This is a genomic window from Klebsiella sp. 141203, assembly GCF_032601985.1.
In the GTDB taxonomy this organism is placed as follows: Bacteria; Pseudomonadota; Gammaproteobacteria; order Enterobacterales; family Enterobacteriaceae; genus Klebsiella; species Klebsiella aerogenes.
In genome coordinates this window covers 391,400-408,723 of sequence record NZ_JAQIRL010000004.1, presented here as the reverse complement: position 1 = coordinate 408,723, position 17,324 = coordinate 391,400, and the positions used below count along the sequence as shown (strand labels likewise).

Annotated in this window: 12 protein-coding genes; 2 read left to right on the top strand and 10 right to left on the bottom strand. The window is 57.0% G+C overall.

What is annotated here, in order from left to right; all coding sequences use genetic code 11:
• Positions 1 to 452: 452 nt before the first annotated feature.
• On the top strand, positions 453 to 3,158 hold the full coding sequence (malT, locus tag PGR29_RS18385; protein WP_045394833.1) for an HTH-type transcriptional regulator MalT: 2,706 nt from the start codon (positions 453 to 455) through the stop codon (positions 3,156 to 3,158).
• Between the two features lie 6 nt (positions 3,159 to 3,164).
• Here the strand turns inward: malT and PGR29_RS18380 are convergent, their stop codons facing one another.
• From PGR29_RS18380 to glpE, 3 genes are read right to left on the bottom strand one after another with little or no spacing between them, the layout of a single operon-like run.
• The gene (locus PGR29_RS18380) at positions 3,165 to 3,923 is read right to left on the bottom strand and encodes a DeoR/GlpR family transcriptional regulator (protein ID WP_015369351.1); all 759 of its coding nucleotides are present in this window, start codon (positions 3,921 to 3,923) and stop codon (positions 3,165 to 3,167) included.
• A 19-nt stretch (positions 3,924 to 3,942) separates the two neighbouring features.
• Complete coding sequence (gene glpG / locus PGR29_RS18375; protein WP_015703685.1) at positions 3,943 to 4,773, bottom strand: rhomboid family intramembrane serine protease GlpG; 831 nt, start codon at positions 4,771 to 4,773, stop codon at positions 3,943 to 3,945.
• Between the two features lie 52 nt (positions 4,774 to 4,825).
• Positions 4,826 to 5,155, bottom strand: coding sequence for a thiosulfate sulfurtransferase GlpE (gene glpE, locus PGR29_RS18370; protein ID WP_015369349.1), 330 nt, complete (start codon positions 5,153 to 5,155; stop codon positions 4,826 to 4,828).
• A gap of 206 nt (positions 5,156 to 5,361) precedes the next feature.
• On the opposite strand from glpE, the gene glpD reads away from it, so the two are divergent.
• Positions 5,362 to 6,870, top strand: a complete 1,509-nt coding sequence (glpD, locus tag PGR29_RS18365) for a glycerol-3-phosphate dehydrogenase (RefSeq protein WP_020077778.1) — start codon at positions 5,362 to 5,364, stop codon at positions 6,868 to 6,870.
• 121 nt (positions 6,871 to 6,991) lie between these two features.
• Here glpD and PGR29_RS18360 read toward each other — a convergent pair whose 3' ends face one another.
• The 7 genes from PGR29_RS18360 to glgB form a co-directional block, all read right to left on the bottom strand.
• Positions 6,992 to 7,291: a helix-turn-helix domain-containing protein gene (locus PGR29_RS18360; protein ID WP_045394831.1), complete on the bottom strand. Its 300-nt coding sequence runs from the start codon at positions 7,289 to 7,291 to the stop codon at positions 6,992 to 6,994.
• Positions 7,291 to 7,638 carry a type II toxin-antitoxin system RelE/ParE family toxin gene (locus PGR29_RS18355; protein ID WP_045394830.1) on the bottom strand — a complete coding sequence of 116 codons (348 nt, stop codon included), beginning with the start codon at positions 7,636 to 7,638 and terminating at the stop codon, positions 7,291 to 7,293. The genes PGR29_RS18360 and PGR29_RS18355 overlap by 1 nt, the downstream gene beginning before the upstream one ends.
• Before the next feature lie 215 nt (positions 7,639 to 7,853).
• Positions 7,854 to 10,301: a glycogen phosphorylase gene (glgP, locus tag PGR29_RS18350; RefSeq protein ID WP_047047942.1), complete on the bottom strand. Its 2,448-nt coding sequence runs from the start codon at positions 10,299 to 10,301 to the stop codon at positions 7,854 to 7,856.
• Positions 10,302 to 10,318: 17 nt separating this feature from the next.
• Positions 10,319 to 11,752, bottom strand: coding sequence for a glycogen synthase GlgA (gene glgA, locus PGR29_RS18345; RefSeq protein WP_045375801.1), 1,434 nt, complete (start codon positions 11,750 to 11,752; stop codon positions 10,319 to 10,321).
• Positions 11,752 to 13,047, bottom strand: a complete 1,296-nt coding sequence (gene glgC, locus PGR29_RS18340) for a glucose-1-phosphate adenylyltransferase (RefSeq protein WP_015703688.1) — start codon at positions 13,045 to 13,047, stop codon at positions 11,752 to 11,754. Before glgC ends, glgA begins: the two co-directional genes overlap by 1 nt.
• 68 nt (positions 13,048 to 13,115) lie before the next feature.
• Entirely contained in the window at positions 13,116 to 15,092 is a 1,977-nt protein-coding gene (glgX, locus tag PGR29_RS18335) for a glycogen debranching protein GlgX (protein WP_316425075.1), read from the bottom strand.
• Positions 15,092 to 17,275 carry a 1,4-alpha-glucan branching enzyme gene (glgB, locus tag PGR29_RS18330; protein WP_213794140.1) on the bottom strand — a complete coding sequence of 728 codons (2,184 nt, stop codon included), beginning with the start codon at positions 17,273 to 17,275 and terminating at the stop codon, positions 15,092 to 15,094. Before glgB ends, glgX begins: the two co-directional genes overlap by 1 nt.
• Positions 17,276 to 17,324: the final 49 nt, after the last annotated feature.

Below are 17,324 nucleotides of genomic sequence, written 5' to 3'. Positions count from 1 at the left end.
GCGTGTAGAACAATAATTTCGCCAGCGCAACGCCCGGCAAATTTGTTACAGCGCAATTCATAGCGCAAAGCCAAATTCGCTCGTGCCATTATCGTGAAATAAAAAATAAACCACTGACAGAATAAAAAGATGCCATGACAAAAATACGTGAAATAGATTAACCCTAAGAATCCACTGACGATAATTTAATAAAAACAATCAACTACAAAAAATGCCGGGTAAAGTAATTTCGTCCCGGACGAAACCGTCGTAAACCGAGGAACGACGCGTACTGGTACCGGTTTAAAGCTAATTAAAAACCGAAGCGAGAAATTGTGACCGAGAGCAAATTCAAGAGCATCAATTTTGGACATAACTTGCAATAACTTTCATTATCACCGACCTTAGGAGTCATTAATTACGAAGCGCAAAAAAAATCCCCATCCCTTTCTTGCACAGCGAAAAAGTGAACTATGTTGATTCCGTCAAAATTAAGTCGTCCATCCCGTCTTGAACACACTGTGGTTCGCGAACGGTTGCTGGCGAAACTTTCCGGCGCGAACAATTATCGTCTCGCGTTGGTGACCAGCCCGGCAGGTTACGGCAAAACCACGCTCGTTTCGCAGTGGGCATCGGGTAAGCATGACCTTGGCTGGTTTTCGCTCGATGAAGGCGATAATCAACAAGAGCGCTTCGCCAGCTATCTGATTGCGGCGATTCAACAGGCGACAGGCGGCCACTGCGCCGCCAGCGAAGCCATGGTGCAAAAGCGCCAGTACGCCAGCCTGCCGTCGCTGTTTGCGCAGCTGTTTATTGAGCTTGCCGACTGGCAGCGCCCGCTGTACCTGGTCATTGATGACTATCACCTGATCACCAATCCGGTGATCCACGATGCCATGCGCTTCTTCTTGCGCCATCAGCCAGAGACCATGACGCTGGTAGTACTGTCGCGCAACCTGCCGCAGTTGGGGATCGCCAACCTGCGGGTGCGCGAGCAGTTACTGGAAATCGGCAGCCAACAGTTGGCCTTTACTCATCAGGAGGCGAAACAGTTCTTTGACTGCCGCCTCGCCTCCCCCATTGAAGCCGATGACAGCAGCCGCCTGTGCGATGACGTCGCCGGCTGGGCCACCGCCCTGCAGCTCATCGCCCTCTCCGCCCGGCAGAAAAATACCTCCGCCCAGCACTCCGCCCGTCGTCTCGCCGGCATTAACGCCAGCCACCTTTCCGACTATCTGGTCGATGAAGTGCTGGATAACGTCGATGCCCGTACCCGCAGCTTCTTGTTAAAAAGCTCGCTGCTGCGCTCGATGAATGACGCGCTTATCGTCCGCGTGACAGGCGAAGAGAACGGCCAAATGCAACTGGAAGAGATCGAACGTCAGGGGCTGTTCCTGCACCGGATGGATGACTCCGGCGAGTGGTTCCGCTATCACCCGCTATTCGGCAACTTCCTGCGCCAGCGCTGTCAGTGGGAAATGGCCACCGAGCTTCCGGAAATCCACCGCGCCGCCGCCGAAGCGTGGATGGCGCAGGGGTTCCCCACCGAAGCCATCCATCATGCGCTTGCCGCTGGCGATGCCGCCATGCTGCGCGATATTTTGCTCAACCACGCCTGGGGCATGTTCAACCACAGCGAGCTGGGTCTGCTGGAACAATCGCTGGCGGCGCTGCCGTGGTCGAACCTGCTGGAAAATCCGCGGCTGATCCTGCTGCAGGCCTGGCTGATGCAGAGCCAGCATCGCTATAGCGAAGTGAATACCCTGCTGGCCCGCGCCGAGCAGGAGATGGATGTCGAAATGGACACCGCGATGCACGGCGATTTCAACGCCCTGCGCGCGCAGGTCGCTATCAACGCCGGCGATCAGGACGAAGCCGAGCGCCTGGCAATGGTGGCCCTGGATGAGCTGCCGCTGGCGAGCTATTACAGCCGCATCGTCGCCACTTCCGTCCACGGCGAAGTGCTGCACTGCAAAGGCCACCTGAGTAAATCGCTGGCGGTGATGCAGCAAACAGAACAGATGGCTCGCCGTCATGACGTCTGGCACTACGCCCTGTGGAGCATGATTCAGCAGAGCGAAATTCTGTTTGCCCAGGGCTTCCTGCAGGCGGCATGGGAGATTCAGGATAAAGCTTTCCAGCTTATCCGCGATCAGCATCTTGAACAGCTGCCGATGCATGAGTTCCTGTTGCGCATCCGCGCGCAGCTGCTATGGGCGTGGGCGCGTCTTGATGAAGCTGAAGAAAGCGCCCGCAGCGGCATCGCGGTGCTGGCAAACTACCAGCCGCAGCAGCAGCTGCAATGCCTGGCGTTAATGGTGCAGTGCTCGCTTGCGCGCGGCGATCTCGACAACGCCCGCAGCTTATTAAACCGCCTGGAAAATCTGCTGGGCAACGGCCATTATCATAGCGATTGGGTCTCCAACGCCGATAAAGTGCGGGTGATCTACTGGCAGATGACCGGTGATAAAACCGCAGCGGCCAACTGGCTGCGCCAGACGCCGAAACCTGAATTCGCCAATAACCACTTCCTGCAAAGCCAGTGGCGCAACATTGCCCGCGCGCAGATCCTGCTCGGTGATTTTGATTCCGCCGAAATGGTGCTGGAAGAGTTAAATGAAAACGCCCGCTCGCTGCGGCTGATGAGCGATATCAACCGTAACCTGCTGCTGTTGAACCAGCTGTACTGGCAGGCGGACCGCAAGGGCGAGGCGCAAAAAGTGTTAATGGAAGCCTTAACCCTGGCTAACCGCACCGGCTTTATCAACCACTTCGTGATTGAAGGCGAAGCCATGGCCCAGCAGCTGCGCCAGCTGATTCAACTGAATACGCTGCCGGAGCTGGAGCAGCACCGCGCGCAGCGCATCCTGCGCGATATTAACCAGCATCATCGACATAAATTCGCCCACTTCGACGAGAGCTTCGTCGAACGGCTGCTGAACCACCCGGAAGTGCCGGAGCTTATCCGCACCAGTCCGCTGACCCAGCGCGAATGGCAGGTGTTAGGGCTTATCTATTCCGGTTACAGCAACGAGCAGATCGCCGGCGAACTGGATGTTGCGGCCACCACGATTAAAACGCATATTCGCAATCTGTATCAGAAACTGGGCGTCGCGCACCGCCAGGATGCCGTTCAGCATGCCCAGCGGTTGCTCAAAATGATGGGATACGGGGTATAACGCTGTTTAGCACAGCTCCAGCTGCAGGTTGTTGTCTTTAATCACCTTCAGCACGCCTGCGGGCGGCATGATATCGGTATAAACCGCATCGACCATACTAATGCTGCCCATGTTCACCATCGCATTACGCCCAAACTTCGAGTGATCCACCACCAGCATCACGTGGCGCGAGTTTTCGATAATCGCCCGCTTGGTGCGCACTTCATGGTAATCAAACTCCAGCAGCGAACCGTCGCTATCAATACCGCTTATACCAAGAATGCCGAAGTCGAGACGGAACTGGGAGATAAAATCGAGCGTCGCTTCGCCGATGATCCCGCCATCGCGGCTGCGCAGCTCGCCGCCGGCGAGGATAATGCGAAAATCGTCTTTCACCATCAGCGTATTCGCGACGTTGAGATTGTTGGTCACAATCCGCAGGTCATTATGATCGAGCAACGCATGGGCCACTGCTTCCGGCGTTGTGCCGATATCGATAAACAGGGTTGCGCCGTCGGGTATTTCGCTCGCCACTTTCCGCGCGATGCGCTCTTTTTCCGCCGTCTGGGTCGCTTTCCTGTCGTGCCACGAGGTGTTGACCGAGCTGGAAGGCATCGCCGCGCCGCCGTGGTGGCGCAGGATCATTTTTTGTTCCGCTAAATCATTCAGATCGCGACGAATAGTCTGCGGGCTGACGGCAAACTGCTCCACCAGCTCTTCGGTACTGACGTATCCCTGTTTTTTTACCAGCTCGATAATCGCGTCATGACGTTGTGTTTGTTTCATGAAATATCCCTGGGAATCACTACGTTCGTTTTCGCACATTTAGCGTATCGACAAACGCCATCGCCAGCCCGACTGCCAGGCCCGCCACGTGCGCGCCATTGGCGATCGACATGCCGAAAACATCAAACCATCCAGCCACTAACCACACTAAAGAGAAGAGGATCAGACCACGCTGCAGATAAATACCGCTCTGCGGGTCGCGCTCGCCGCGCAGCCAGACATAGCCCATTAACGCATAGACTACCCCCGACAAACCGCCGAACCACGGGCCGCTAACCTGATGCTGGACGAATCCGCTCAGCAGAGCGCTGATAATGGTAATCACCACCAGTTTGCCGCTACCGATGCGCTTCTCCACCGCACCGCCGAGGTACCACCACCATAGCAGGTTAAACAGAATATGCATCAGCGAGAAGTGCATGAAAGCATGGGTAAGGTAGCGCCAGGCTTCGAATTTCAGCGAAGGATCGTAGGGCCAGGCAAGCCAGATCATCATCGTCTGATCGCCCAGAACGTTTTGCAGAATGAAGACCAGGATACAGGCCAGCAAAATCGCCCACGTAAACGGCCCGGCGTTGTTACGCAGGGTAGCTAAAAAAGGAAAGCGTTGGTAATGCAATCCGCTATTGGTATGCCCCGATTGCCAGCTGGCGGCGAGATAGCGCGGGTCGGCCGGGTTTTCGAGAAAACGGGCCAGCTCGGCCTGCACCCGCGCGGCCTGGCTTTCATCTGCCAGCCAGACATCGCTCTGCGTGTGCTGTTGGATAGTCAGGATGACCCCCTGCGTCGCCATATAGTCGACAAACGCCTGGGCCACGCGCGGGTTGGCAAAAGAGGTAATCATTAACATACAGCGGATCGCTTATTCCACACAAAGGGGGCTAGTATATACCGTACCGCGCTTATAGCGAGCCGTGCGCGACTTCCGCCGGGAAATGACGATGCCAGGCGTCAAAACCGCCATCGACGCTGTAGACGTTCTCGAAGCCCTGCTGCAGCAGATACTGCGCGGCGCCTTTACTGCTGTTGCCGTGGTAGCACATCACCATCACCGGCGTCTCAAAATCGTTATCACGCATAAAAGCGCCCAGGGTATCGTTGGTCAGATGAAACGCGCCCGGCGTGTGCCCCATGGCATAGCTTTGCGGGTCGCGGATATCGACCAGCACCGCCTTCTGCTGATGCAGTTTCTGATGCGCTTCTTCTACATTGATACATTCAAATTGTTCCATGATTCTCTTCTCTATTGCACTTCATGACGGGCGATGACCGACCCTGATTTTACCCGCTAGTGTACCGTCAGGCGGTAAATAAACGCCAATATGTTACATGCATCACTCTGAAATGTTTTTTTGATGTTACCAAAAGCGCGTTTGTTTGCTATAGTGAGCGATATCGAACATTTATGAGCTTAAACGAAAGCGAACGAGGTGTGAGCGTGGAAATCAAAGATCTGATTGTGATAGGCGGAGGCATCAACGGTGCCGGTATCGCGGCAGACGCCGCCGGGCGCGGTTTATCCGTGCTGATGCTGGAAGCGAGAGACCTTGCCTGCGCCACCTCAAGCGCCAGCTCGAAACTGATTCACGGCGGCCTGCGCTACCTGGAACACTACGAATTCCGCCTGGTCAGCGAAGCGCTGGCGGAGCGCGAGGTGTTATTAAAAATGGCGCCGCATTTGGCCTTCCCGATGCGCTTCCGCTTACCTCATCGCCCGCATCTGCGCCCGGCGTGGATGATTCGTATCGGTCTGTTTTTATACGATCACCTCGGCAAACGCACCAGCCTGCCGGGCTCGACCGGTTTGCGCTTTGGCGCGGAATCGGTACTTAAGCCGGAAATCGTGCGCGGTTTCGAATATTCCGACTGCTGGGTCGACGATGCGCGTCTGGTTCTTGCCAACGCCCAGATGGTGGTACGTAAAGGCGGCGAGGTTCGCACCCGCACCCGCGCTATCTCGGCAAAACGCGAAAACGGCCTGTGGGTGGTGGAAGCGGAAGATATCGATAGCGGCGAAAAATTCACCTGGCACGCGCGCGGTCTGGTTAACGCTACCGGCCCGTGGGTGAAACATTTCTTCGATGAAGGCATGCATCTGCGCTCGCCGTATGGCATTCGCCTGATCAAAGGCAGCCATATCGTGGTGCCGCGCGTGCACACCCAGAAGCAGGCCTATATCCTGCAAAACGAAGATAAACGTATCGTGTTTGTCATCCCGTGGATGGATGAGTTCTCGATTATCGGCACCACCGACGTCGAGTACAACGGCGATCCGAAAGAAGTAGCGATCGATGATAAAGAGATCAACTACCTGCTGAACGTCTACAACGCGCACTTTAAAAAGACGCTGTCGCGCGACGATATCGTCTGGACTTACTCCGGCGTGCGGCCGCTGTGCGACGATGAGTCCGACTCACCGCAGGCGATTACCCGCGACTATACCCTCGATATTCACGATGAGAACGGTCAGGCGCCGCTGCTGTCGGTATTCGGCGGCAAGCTTACTACCTACCGCAAACTGGCGGAACATGCGCTGGAAAAACTGACGCCGTATTATCAGGGGATTGGCCCGGCGTGGACCAAAACCGCCGTTCTGCCCGGCGGCGATATCGGCGGCGACCGCGACGACTACGCGGCGAAACTGCGCCGTCGCTTCGCATTTATCAGCGAATCAATGGCCCGCCACTATGCCCGCACCTACGGCAGCAACAGCGAGTGGATCCTTGGCGAAGCGACTTCGCTTGCCGATCTGGGAGAAGATTTTGGCCACGAGTTTTATGAAGCCGAGCTGAAGTACCTGGTCGAACACGAGTGGGTTCGCAGCCTGGATGACGCTATCTGGCGCCGTACCAAGCAGGGTATGTGGCTGAATGCCGAGCAGCAGGCGCGCATCAGCGAGTGGCTGGCGCAACATACGGGAAAGTCTGAACTGTCGTTAGCATCCTAATATACCCCGGGCGGCGGCTTACGCCTGGCCCGGGCTACATTACAGTCTGTAGGCCCGCGCAAGCGTAGCGCCGCCGGGCAATAACCGTATCTACGGCTTGCGCCTGACCCGGGTTACCGATTCACAAATTAAACGAGACTTTTTTTCCAGTCGGCAACGTGACATTTATACTTAGTTCCCCACCCAAGGCCGCAATGTAGCGCTTTAGGGTCGAAAGCCTCGGGTCGTTATCAGCCTGTTCCATTTTAGCGATCGTTGGCTGCTTAACCCCCATAGCCGCAGCCATCTCCGTTTGTGAAATTTGTAACTCTTCGCGAAGCAAGTTTAAAGCGACAGACTGACGTATCTCTGCCGCTTTCGCTGCAATACGCTGCTGGCTTTCAGGACTCTGTTTCGCCATGAGTTCTTTTAGCGTGCCCATTATCGCTCCTTAGTCAGGTGCTGGCTGAATTCTCTATCAGCCAGGGTAATCATCTCTTTGTAAAAACGTTTCTCATTCATGCCATCCTTATTGCCCGCACATAAAACGATAGCTTTCCGAAGAGGATCAAAAGCAAAAAAGGCGCGGACCGGGAGCCCATGATGCTGAACCCGAAGTTCTTTCATATTCTGAAACTTTGAACCTTTTACCGTATCAACATACGGACGCCCAAGCTGCGGACCAAACTCAGACAGGATAAGCATCGTGGCCAACATATCCTCTTTTAAAGCTCTGCTTTGTAATTCGAACCAGGTATCAAACGTATCCGTCGTTTCTACATCCCACATAGACGATCCCTCATAGCCTAAAGGCTATCATCAACATTATAGCTATTAGGCTATGAACGTAAACTATTTGAGCATTTATCGTACTGCTGGCAAATTCACGTCAATAGTATATTCCCGCAATAGCCTGTATCCCTCCCGGCACTTTTCCGAATAAAACGTTCGCTACACAAACAGAAACGGGGCCAACTGGCCCCGTTTTGCTGATGCTTAACCGATTACAAACGAACCGGGTCGATATGCCAGATATGTTTGGCGTACTCCTGGATCGTGCGGTCGGATGAGAAATAGCCCATGTTGGCGATGTTCATCATCGCTTTATTGGCCCACTCCTCCGGATGACGGTACAGTTCGTCCACCTTATCCTGGCAATCAACGTAGCTGCGGTAGTCCGCCAGTACCTGATAGTGGTCGCCAAAGTTGATCAGTGAATCCAGCAGGTCGCGGTAACGGCCAGGCTCCGACGGGCTGAACAGGCCGGTGCCAATCTGCGTCAACGCCTGATGCAGCTCCTCATCCTGCTCATAATAGTCGCGCGGTTTATAGCCGTTGCTGCGCAGGGCTTCTACCTGTTCCGCGGTATTACCGAAGATAAAGATATTATCTTCGCCGACGTGCTCCAGCATTTCAACGTTAGCGCCATCCAGCGTACCAATGGTTAGCGCCCCGTTGAGCGCAAACTTCATATTACTGGTACCGGACGCTTCCGTTCCCGCCAGCGAAATCTGCTCGGAGAGATCCGCCGCCGGGATAATCAGCTGCGCCAGGCTCACGCTGTAGTTAGGGATAAACACAACTTTTAGCTTATCGCCAATCTGCGGATCGTTGTTCACCACCGCCGCCACATCGTTGATCAGATGAATAATATGCTTCGCCATATAGTAGGCCGACGCGGCCTTACCGGCGAAGATATTCACCCGCGGCACCCACTCCGCCTGCGGATCGGCTTTGATCCGGTTGTAGCGGGTGATGACGTGCAGGATATTCATCAGCTGGCGTTTATATTCGTGGATGCGTTTAATCTGCACATCAAACAGCGCCTTAGGATTGACCACCACGTTCAACTGCTGAGCGATATAGTTCGCCAGCCGCTGCTTATTCTCAAGCTTGGCGCGGCGCACCGCCTGGTTCACCGTCGGGTAATCAATATGCTGTAGCAGATCGCTCAACTGGCTTAAGTCGGTGCGCCAGGTGTGGCCGATATTCTCATCCAGCACCTGCGACAGCGGCGGGTTTGCCAACGCCAGCCAGCGCCGCGGCGTAACGCCGTTGGTGACGTTGGTAAAGCGCATCGGGAAAATCTTCGCAAACTCGGCAAACAGCGACTCGACCATTAAGCGCGAATGCAGCTCTGACACGCCGTTGACTTTATGGCTGACGACAACCGCCAGCCACGCCATGCGCACCCGGCGACCATTGGATTCATCAATGATCGAGGTACGGCTCAGCAGCGCGGTATCGTTGGGATACTGCTCCTGCAGCGTCTTGAGGAAGTAATCGTTAATCTCGAAGATAATCTGCAGATGGCGCGGCAGGATTTTCCCCAGCATATCGACCGGCCAGGTCTCCAGCGCTTCGCTCATCAACGTATGGTTGGTATAGGAGAAGACCTGGCAGGTCACCTCGAAGGCTTCATCCCAGCTAAATTTGTGCTCATCGATCAGCAGACGCATCAGCTCAGGGATCGACAGTACCGGGTGGGTATCATTGAGGTGAATGGCGATTTTCGCCGCCAGATTGTCGTAGGTGCGGTGCAACTGGTAGTGACGACTGAGGATATCCTGCACCGTCGCCGAGACCAGGAAATACTCCTGACGCAGGCGCAGCTCGCGCCCGGAATAGGTGGAATCATCCGGGTACAGCACCCGCGAAACGTTCTCGGAGTGGTTCTTATCTTCCACCGCCGCGAAGTAGTCGCCCTGGTTGAATTTACCGAGGTTGATTTCGCTACTGGCCTGCGCGCTCCACAGCCGCAGAGTGTTGGTGGCGTCGGTATCGAAACCGGGGATAATCTGATCGTAGGCTTCGGCGATAATCTCTTCGGTCTCTATCCAGCGGGTATTTTTCCCTTCTTGCTGCACGCGGCCGCCGAAACGCACTTTATAGCGCGTATTGTGGCGTTCGAACTCCCACGGGTTGCCGTACTCCAGCCAGTAATCCGGCGACTCTTTCTGCCGCCCGTCGACGATGTTCTGCTTGAACATCCCATAGTCGTAGCGGATACCGTAGCCGCGGCCCGGCAGGCCCAGCGTCGCCAGCGAATCGAGGAAGCAGGCGGCCAGGCGCCCTAAACCACCGTTGCCTAAGCCGGGGTCGTTTTCTTCATCAATAAGCTCTTCCAGATCGAGCCCCATATCGGCCAGCGCATTATTCACATCTTCATAAATCCCTAACGACAACAGCGCGTTAGAGAGGGTGCGACCAATCAAAAACTCCATCGACAGATAGTAAACCTGCCGCACTTCCTGCGACAGCTGGGCGCGGTTTGAACGCAGCCAGCGCTCGACCATGCGGTCGCGAACGGCGAACAGGGTGGCGTTCAGCCATTCGTGTTTGTTGGCGATCGCCGGATCTTTGCCGATGATAAACATCAGCTTATACGCGATAGAATGCTTTAACGCCTCAACGCTCAGCGTCGGTGATGCATAACTAAAGGGTGCATTCATAGCCATAGCTCCTGTGATTACATCAAGCGTTGATAGAGTTCACGATAGGATTTCGCCGCCACCTGCCAGCTAAAGTCCATATTCATCGCCTGACGCTGAACGTAGCGCCACAGCGATGGCCGCGACCACAACACAAAGGTGCGCCGGATGGCTCGCAGCAACGACACCGCGTTACTGTCCTCAAAGACAAAGCCGCTGGCGACGCCGTCGGCGAGGTTTTCCAGCGAACAGTCGGCCACGGTATCGGCGAGACCGCCGGTGCGGCGCACCAGCGGCAGGGTGCCGTATTTCAGGCCATACAGCTGAGTCAGGCCGCATGGTTCAAAGCGGCTCGGAACCAGAATCACATCGGCGCCGCCCATGATGCGGTGCGAAAACGCCTCGTGATAGCCAATCTGCACGCCGACCTGGCCCGGATGTTCGGCGGCGGCGGCGAGGAAGCCCTCCTGCAGTACCGGATCGCCGGCGCCCAGCAGCGCCAGTTGCCCGCCCTGCTCCAGCAGGCCCGGCAGCGCCTCCAGCACCAGATCAAGCCCTTTTTGGCTGGTCAGGCGGCTCACCACGGCGAACAGCGGCGCTTTGTCATCCACCTTCAGCCCCATGGCGATTTGCAGCTGCCGTTTATTCTCGGCTTTCTCTTCCAGACTATCGCGGTCATAGCGCGCCGCCAGCAGCAGATCGCTTTGCGGATTCCAGATACTATCATCGACGCCGTTAAGGATGCCGGACAAGCGGCCCTCGTGCTGGCGCTGGCGCAGCAGCCCTTCCATGCCGTAGGCATATTGCGGTTCGGTGATTTCCCGCGCGTAGGTTGGGCTCACCGCCGTGATATGGTCGGCATAGTACAGCCCGGCTTTGAGGAACGAGATCTGACCGTTAAATTCGAGGCCGTGCATGTTATAGAACGACCACGGCAGCTCTATCTCATTCATATGCCAGGAGTAAAACATCCCCTGGTAGGCGAGATTGTGCACCGTAAACACCGATTTCGCCGGCCGTCCGCGCGCCGCCAGGTAAGCCGGCGTTAGGCCCGCGTGCCAGTCATGAGCGTGCACCACCTCCGGGCGCCAGAATGGATCCAGCCCGCAGGCCATTTCGCTACCCACCCAGCCGAGCAACGCAAAGCGCAGCACGTTGTCGGTATAGGCATTCATGTTGGCGTCGTGATATGGGCTCCCCGGACGATCGTAGAGATGCGGCGCGTCGATCAGATAGATACCGACGCCGTTAAAATGGCCGAACAGCAGGGTGATGCGCCCGGCAAAGGTATCCCGGCGGGTGACAACCTGCGCGTCGGTAATCCCGCGGCGGATATCCGGATACCCCGGCAGCAGCACGCGGGTATCCACGCCGTCTGCTATCTGCGCCGCAGGCAGCGCGCCAATAACGTCAGCCAGACCGCCGGTTTTTAACAACGGGAACATCTCTGAACATACGTGTAAAACCTGCATTATCGCTCCTGTTTGTGCCCCAGTTTCCGCAGCATGTCGCGCGTAACCAGCACGATCCCTTCTTCTGAACGATAGAAGCGGCTGGCATCTTCTTCCGCATTCTCCCCAATAACCATCCCTTCCGGGATGACGCAGGCGCGATCTATCACGCAGCGGCGCAGGCGGCACGAGCGCCCGACCCAGACATCCGGCAATAAGACTGCCGAATCAATGTTACAAAACGAATTCACCCGCACCCGCGGGAACAGCACCGACTGCACCACCACCGAGCCCGAGATAATGCAACCGCCGGAAACCAGCGAGTTCAGCGTCATGCCGTGGCTGCCGGAGCGGTCCTGGACGAACTTCGCTGGCGGCAGCGATTCCATATGGGTACGGATAGGCCAGTGCTGGTCGTACATATCCAGCTCCGGCGTCACCGAGGCCAGGTCGAGGTTGGCCTTCCAGTAGGCTTCCAGCGTACCCACATCGCGCCAGTACGGCTCGGCTTGCGGGTCGGATTGCACGCAGGAGAGCGGGAAAGGATGTGCATAAGCCATGCCAGCTTCGGTAATTTTCGGGATGATATCTTTGCCGAAGTCGTGGCTGGAGTTTTCGTCGAGGTCGTCAGCGGCCAGCAGTTCATAAAGGTAATCCGCATCAAAGACATAGATACCCATACTGGCAAGCGAGCGGGTGGCGTCGTTCGGCATCGCCGGCGGGTTGGCCGGTTTCTCGACGAACTCGATGATCTTCTCGCTTTCGTCAACCGCCATCACGCCAAAAGCGGATGCTTCTTCGATGGGCACCGGCATGCAGGCGACGGTGCAGCGCGCGCCTTTTTCGACATGGTCGATCAGCATGCGCGAGTAATCCTGTTTGTAGATGTGGTCGCCGGCGAGGATCACCACATACTCGGCTTTATAACGACGAATAATGTCGAGGTTCTGCGTCACCGCATCGGCGGTACCGCGATACCAGTTTTCACCGTGTACCCGCTGCTGCGCCGGTAGCAGATCGACAAACTCATTCATCTCTTCGCTGAAGAAAGACCAGCCGCGCTGGATATGCTGCACCAGGGTATGCGACTGGTATTGGGTAATCACGCCGATGCGGCGAATACCTGAGTTAAGACAGTTAGATAACGCGAAGTCGATAATACGGAACTTACCGCCAAAGTGGACGGCAGGCTTCGCGCGCTTAATGGTTAAATCCTTAAGCCGGGTACCACGCCCGCCAGCAAGGATCAGCGCCACCGATTTGAGAGGAAGTTGACGCGCCAGCATCAACGGATCGTTCTTTTCAAGCCCAACCATGATTAACTCCTTTTGATTCCCCTGCTTCACGGCGCATTCATCATGAACGCGCCGAAAACCCCCAGGGACTATGACCTTTGAAATACGCAAACTCCGTGCGCGGGCCCATGCCAGACAGCCATGATGACCGGATTATCCTCTCCGGCGAATGGAGGAACGGCGCGCCACTCCCCCGCGGGTAAAACCATATCCGCCACCTCAGCGGTGGCATTCAGCGCGATCAACCAGCGATCGGATAACAGGATTTGCAGCCGCGCGGCGCCATGCTGCCACTCGTCGGCGTTTAACGGTTCTCCGCGCTGATTGAGCCAGCTCACGTTGCCGTCATGCTCCTGCCACCACTGATTACGGGTTAACGCCGGAATGCGCCGACGCAGGTGGATAAGCGCGGCGACAAACGCGGTTAATCCGTGATTTGCCCGCCGCCAGTCCAGCCAGGTCAAAGCATTGTCCTGACAGTACGCATTATTGTTTCCGTGCTGACTATGGCCATGCTCATCGCCCGCCAGCAGCATCGGCGTTCCTTGCGACAGCAGCAGCGTGGTCAGGAGCGCATGTACGCTATCGCGCCGCCGCTCAATCACGGCAAGATTGGCTTCTAATCCCTCTATACCATGATTGTTGCTGTAGTTATTGTTAGTCCCATCGCGATTCTCTTCACCGTTCGCCTGATTGTGTTTCTGATTGAAACAGACACAATCACGTAGGGTGAAGCCATCATGCGCCGTGATCAAATTGATCGTCGCCGCAGGCCGCTTGCCATCGCGGGCAAAGAGGTCGCTGGAGGCGGCGAAGCGCTGGGCGAAGTCACCCAACGACACGTTTTGTTGCAGCCAGAAACGGCGCGCGGTATCGCGAAAATGGTCGTTCCATTCGGCAAACAGCGGCGGGAAGTTCCCCACCTGATAACCTCCCTGGCCAATATCCCAGGGTTCGGCAATCAGCTTGAGCGCCGACAATACCGGGTCGCGGCGAATGGCCTCAAACAGCGGCGCGTCCTGACGAAATTCCGGCATGCGCCCCATCACCGACGCCAGGTCGAAGCGAAAACCGTCAACGTGGCACTCATCAACCCAAAATCGCAGGCACTGCAGGGCATACTCCACCACGCCAGGATGACTGAGGTTGAGCGTGTTACCGCAGCCGGTCCAGTTGTGATAATCGCCGTCGTCCCTGATCCAATAATAGCTGCGGTTATCGATACCGCGCAGGGAGACTGTCGGCCCTTCAAGATCGATTTCCGCGCTATGGTTCAGCACGATATCGAGGATCACCTCAATACCCGCCGCGTGCAGCGCTTTCACCGCATCGCGGAACTCATCGAGCGCCCGCTGCGGCTGGCTGGCGTAGCGCGGCTCCAGCGCAAACAGCGCCAGCGGGTTGTAGCCCCAGTAGTTGCTCAGCCCCATCCGCTGCAGGCGGGGTTCGCTGGCGAACTGCGCTACCGGCATCAGCTCCAGCGCGGTAATACCCAGGCGGCGGAAATAGTCGATCATCAACGGGTGGCCCAGCGCCTGATAGGTGCCGCGGATCGCCTCCGGCAGCTCCGGATGCAGCCAGGTCAACCCTTTGACGTGGGCTTCATAAATGACCGTTTCGCCCCACGGCGTGCGCGGCGGTTTATCGCCGAGCCAGTCGTAATGCAGATCGACTACCTGCGACTTTGGCGCGATGGCTGCGCTATCGCGGGCATCCGCTTCATGCATCCCGCCATGCAGACGCTCGTCGTCCAACAGTTCACCCGCCACCTGATGCGCGCAGGGGTCGAGCAGCAGCTTGGCCGGATTGAAGCGATGCCCCTGCGCCGGATCCCACGGCCCGTGCACCCGATAACCGTAGCGTAGCCCCGGACGCGCATCGGCCAGCCAGCCGTGCCAGATGTCGCCGCTGCGCGCCGGTAGGTCGTAGCGCCGCTCGTTGCCCTGCTGGTCGAACACGCAGAGCTCCACCCGCTCGGCGTGGGCGGAAAACAAGGTGAAGTTCACCCCTTTGCCGTCATAGCTGGCGCCCAAAGGCGCCGGTTTTCCCGCGGCAAGCGTCGTCATCAGGCCTCCCGTACCAGCCAGATGGTCGCCAGCGGCGGCAGGGTAATCGACAACGAATGCTGACGACCATGGCTGGCGACGGGCTCGCTCTCAACCACGCCGCCATTTCCGGCGTTACTGCCGTGATAATGCATCGAGTCAGTGTTCAATTCTTCGCGCCAGCGTCCCGGCTGGTTAATGCCGAAACGGTAGTTGTGGCGCGGCACCGGGGTGAAGTTGCTGGCGACGATAATCTCATTGCCGGCTTTATCGCGGCGCACAAAGATAAATACCGAACGCTCATGATCGTCGACCACCAGCCATTCGAAGCCGTAGGGATCGAAATCAAGTTCATGCAGCGCTTTATGGTGGCGGTAGGTGTGGTTCAGGTCGCGCACCAGCCGCTGGACGCCATGGTGCCAGTTGTCGCCGCCCTCCAGCAGATGCCAGTCGAGACTGGCGTCGTGATTCCACTCGCGGCCCTGGGCAAATTCATTGCCCATAAACAGCAGCTTTTTGCCCGGGAAGGCGAACAGCCAGCCGTAATAGGCGCGCAGGTTGGCAAAGCGCTGCCATGCGTCCCCCGGCATGCGGTCGAGAATCGATTTTTTGCCGTGCACCACTTCATCGTGGGAGAGCGGCAGCACGAAGTTCTCGGTGTAGTTGTAGAGCATGCCGAAGGTCATTTTGTCGTGATGGTAGCGACGATGAACCGGATCGAGCTTCATATAGTCCAGCGTGTCGTGCATCCAGCCGAGATTCCATTTGAACCAGAAGCCGAGGCCGCCGTCGGCGGGCGGGCGCGTCACGCCGGCAAAATCGGTGGACTCTTCCGCCATCGTTACCGCGCCTGGCGTCTGCTCGCCGAGAATACGGTTGGTGTTACGCAGAAACTCGATCGCTTCGAGATTTTCCCGCCCGCCGTATTCGTTAGGGATCCACTCGCCCGCTTTACGGCTGTAGTCGCGGTAGATCATCGACGCCACCGCGTCGACGCGCAGCGCGTCAATGCCGAAGCGCTCGATCCAGTACAGCGCGTTACCCACCAGGTAATTGCTGACTTCGCGGCGGCCGTAGTTATAGATAAGGGTATTCCAGTCCTGGTGATAACCTTCGCGCGGATCGCTATGTTCATACAGCGAGGTGCCGTCAAATGAGGCCAGCGCAAAGTCATCCGCCGGGAAATGGCCCGGAACCCAATCGAGGATCACGTTAAGGCCTGCTGCGTGGGCGGCATCGATGAAATAGCGGAAATCTTCACGGGTGCCGAAGCGGCGTGTCGGGGCGTAGAGGCCGGTCGGCTGGTAGCCCCAACTGCCGTCGAACGGGTGTTCGTTCACCGGGAGCAGTTCAAGGTGGGTGAAGCCCATCCATTTTGCGTAGGGCACCAGTTGGTCCGCCAGTTCGCGGTAGCTTAGCCAGAAGTTATTGTCGGTATGGCGGCGCCAGGAACCGAGGTGCACTTCATAGATAGAGATCGGCGCATCGAACTGGTTCGCGGCTTTGCGTTCCGCCGGCTGTTCGACTTTGGGCGGCAAATCGCAGATAAGCGACGCGCTTTCCGGGCGCATTTGCGACTCAAAGGCGTAAGGGTCGGCTTTGACGCGCAGATTGCCGTGGGCATCGATCAGCTCGAATTTATACAGCTGGCCATTAAGCGCGCCGGGGATGAAGAGTTCCCAGATACCAGACTCTTTGCGCAGGCGCATCGGATGGCGTCGACCATCCCAGTAGTTAAATTGCCCCACTACGGAAACCCGCCGGGCATTAGGCGCCCAAACCGAAAAGCGCGTACCGGTGACGCCATCCATGGTGTCGGCGTGCGCGCCCAGGGTTTCGTAAGGGCGCAGGTGCGTTCCCTCGGACAACAGCCAGGCGTCAACATCCTGCAGCAGCGGGCCGAAACGGTAAGGGTCGTCAATCAGGTTTTGCTGTCCGTGCCAGGTGACGGCCAGCTGGTAGCGAAAAGCGTTTTTACGCCGCGGCAGCAGGCCGCTAAAGAATCCGCGCGAATCGAGGCATTCGAGTTTGCCGACTTTACGCCCGGTTTTTGGTTCAATAACCCACACTTCGGTGGCGTCTGGTAATAATGCGCGAACTTCCAGCCCCGCCTCGGTGCGGTGCATGCCAAGCACGGAAAAGGGATCCGCGAAATGACCTGCAATAAGCGCATTAATCACGTCTCTATCGATTCGATTCGACATGCTTTCATCCTGTTGTAAGTGTCGCCCTTTCCTGTAACCGGCGACTTTT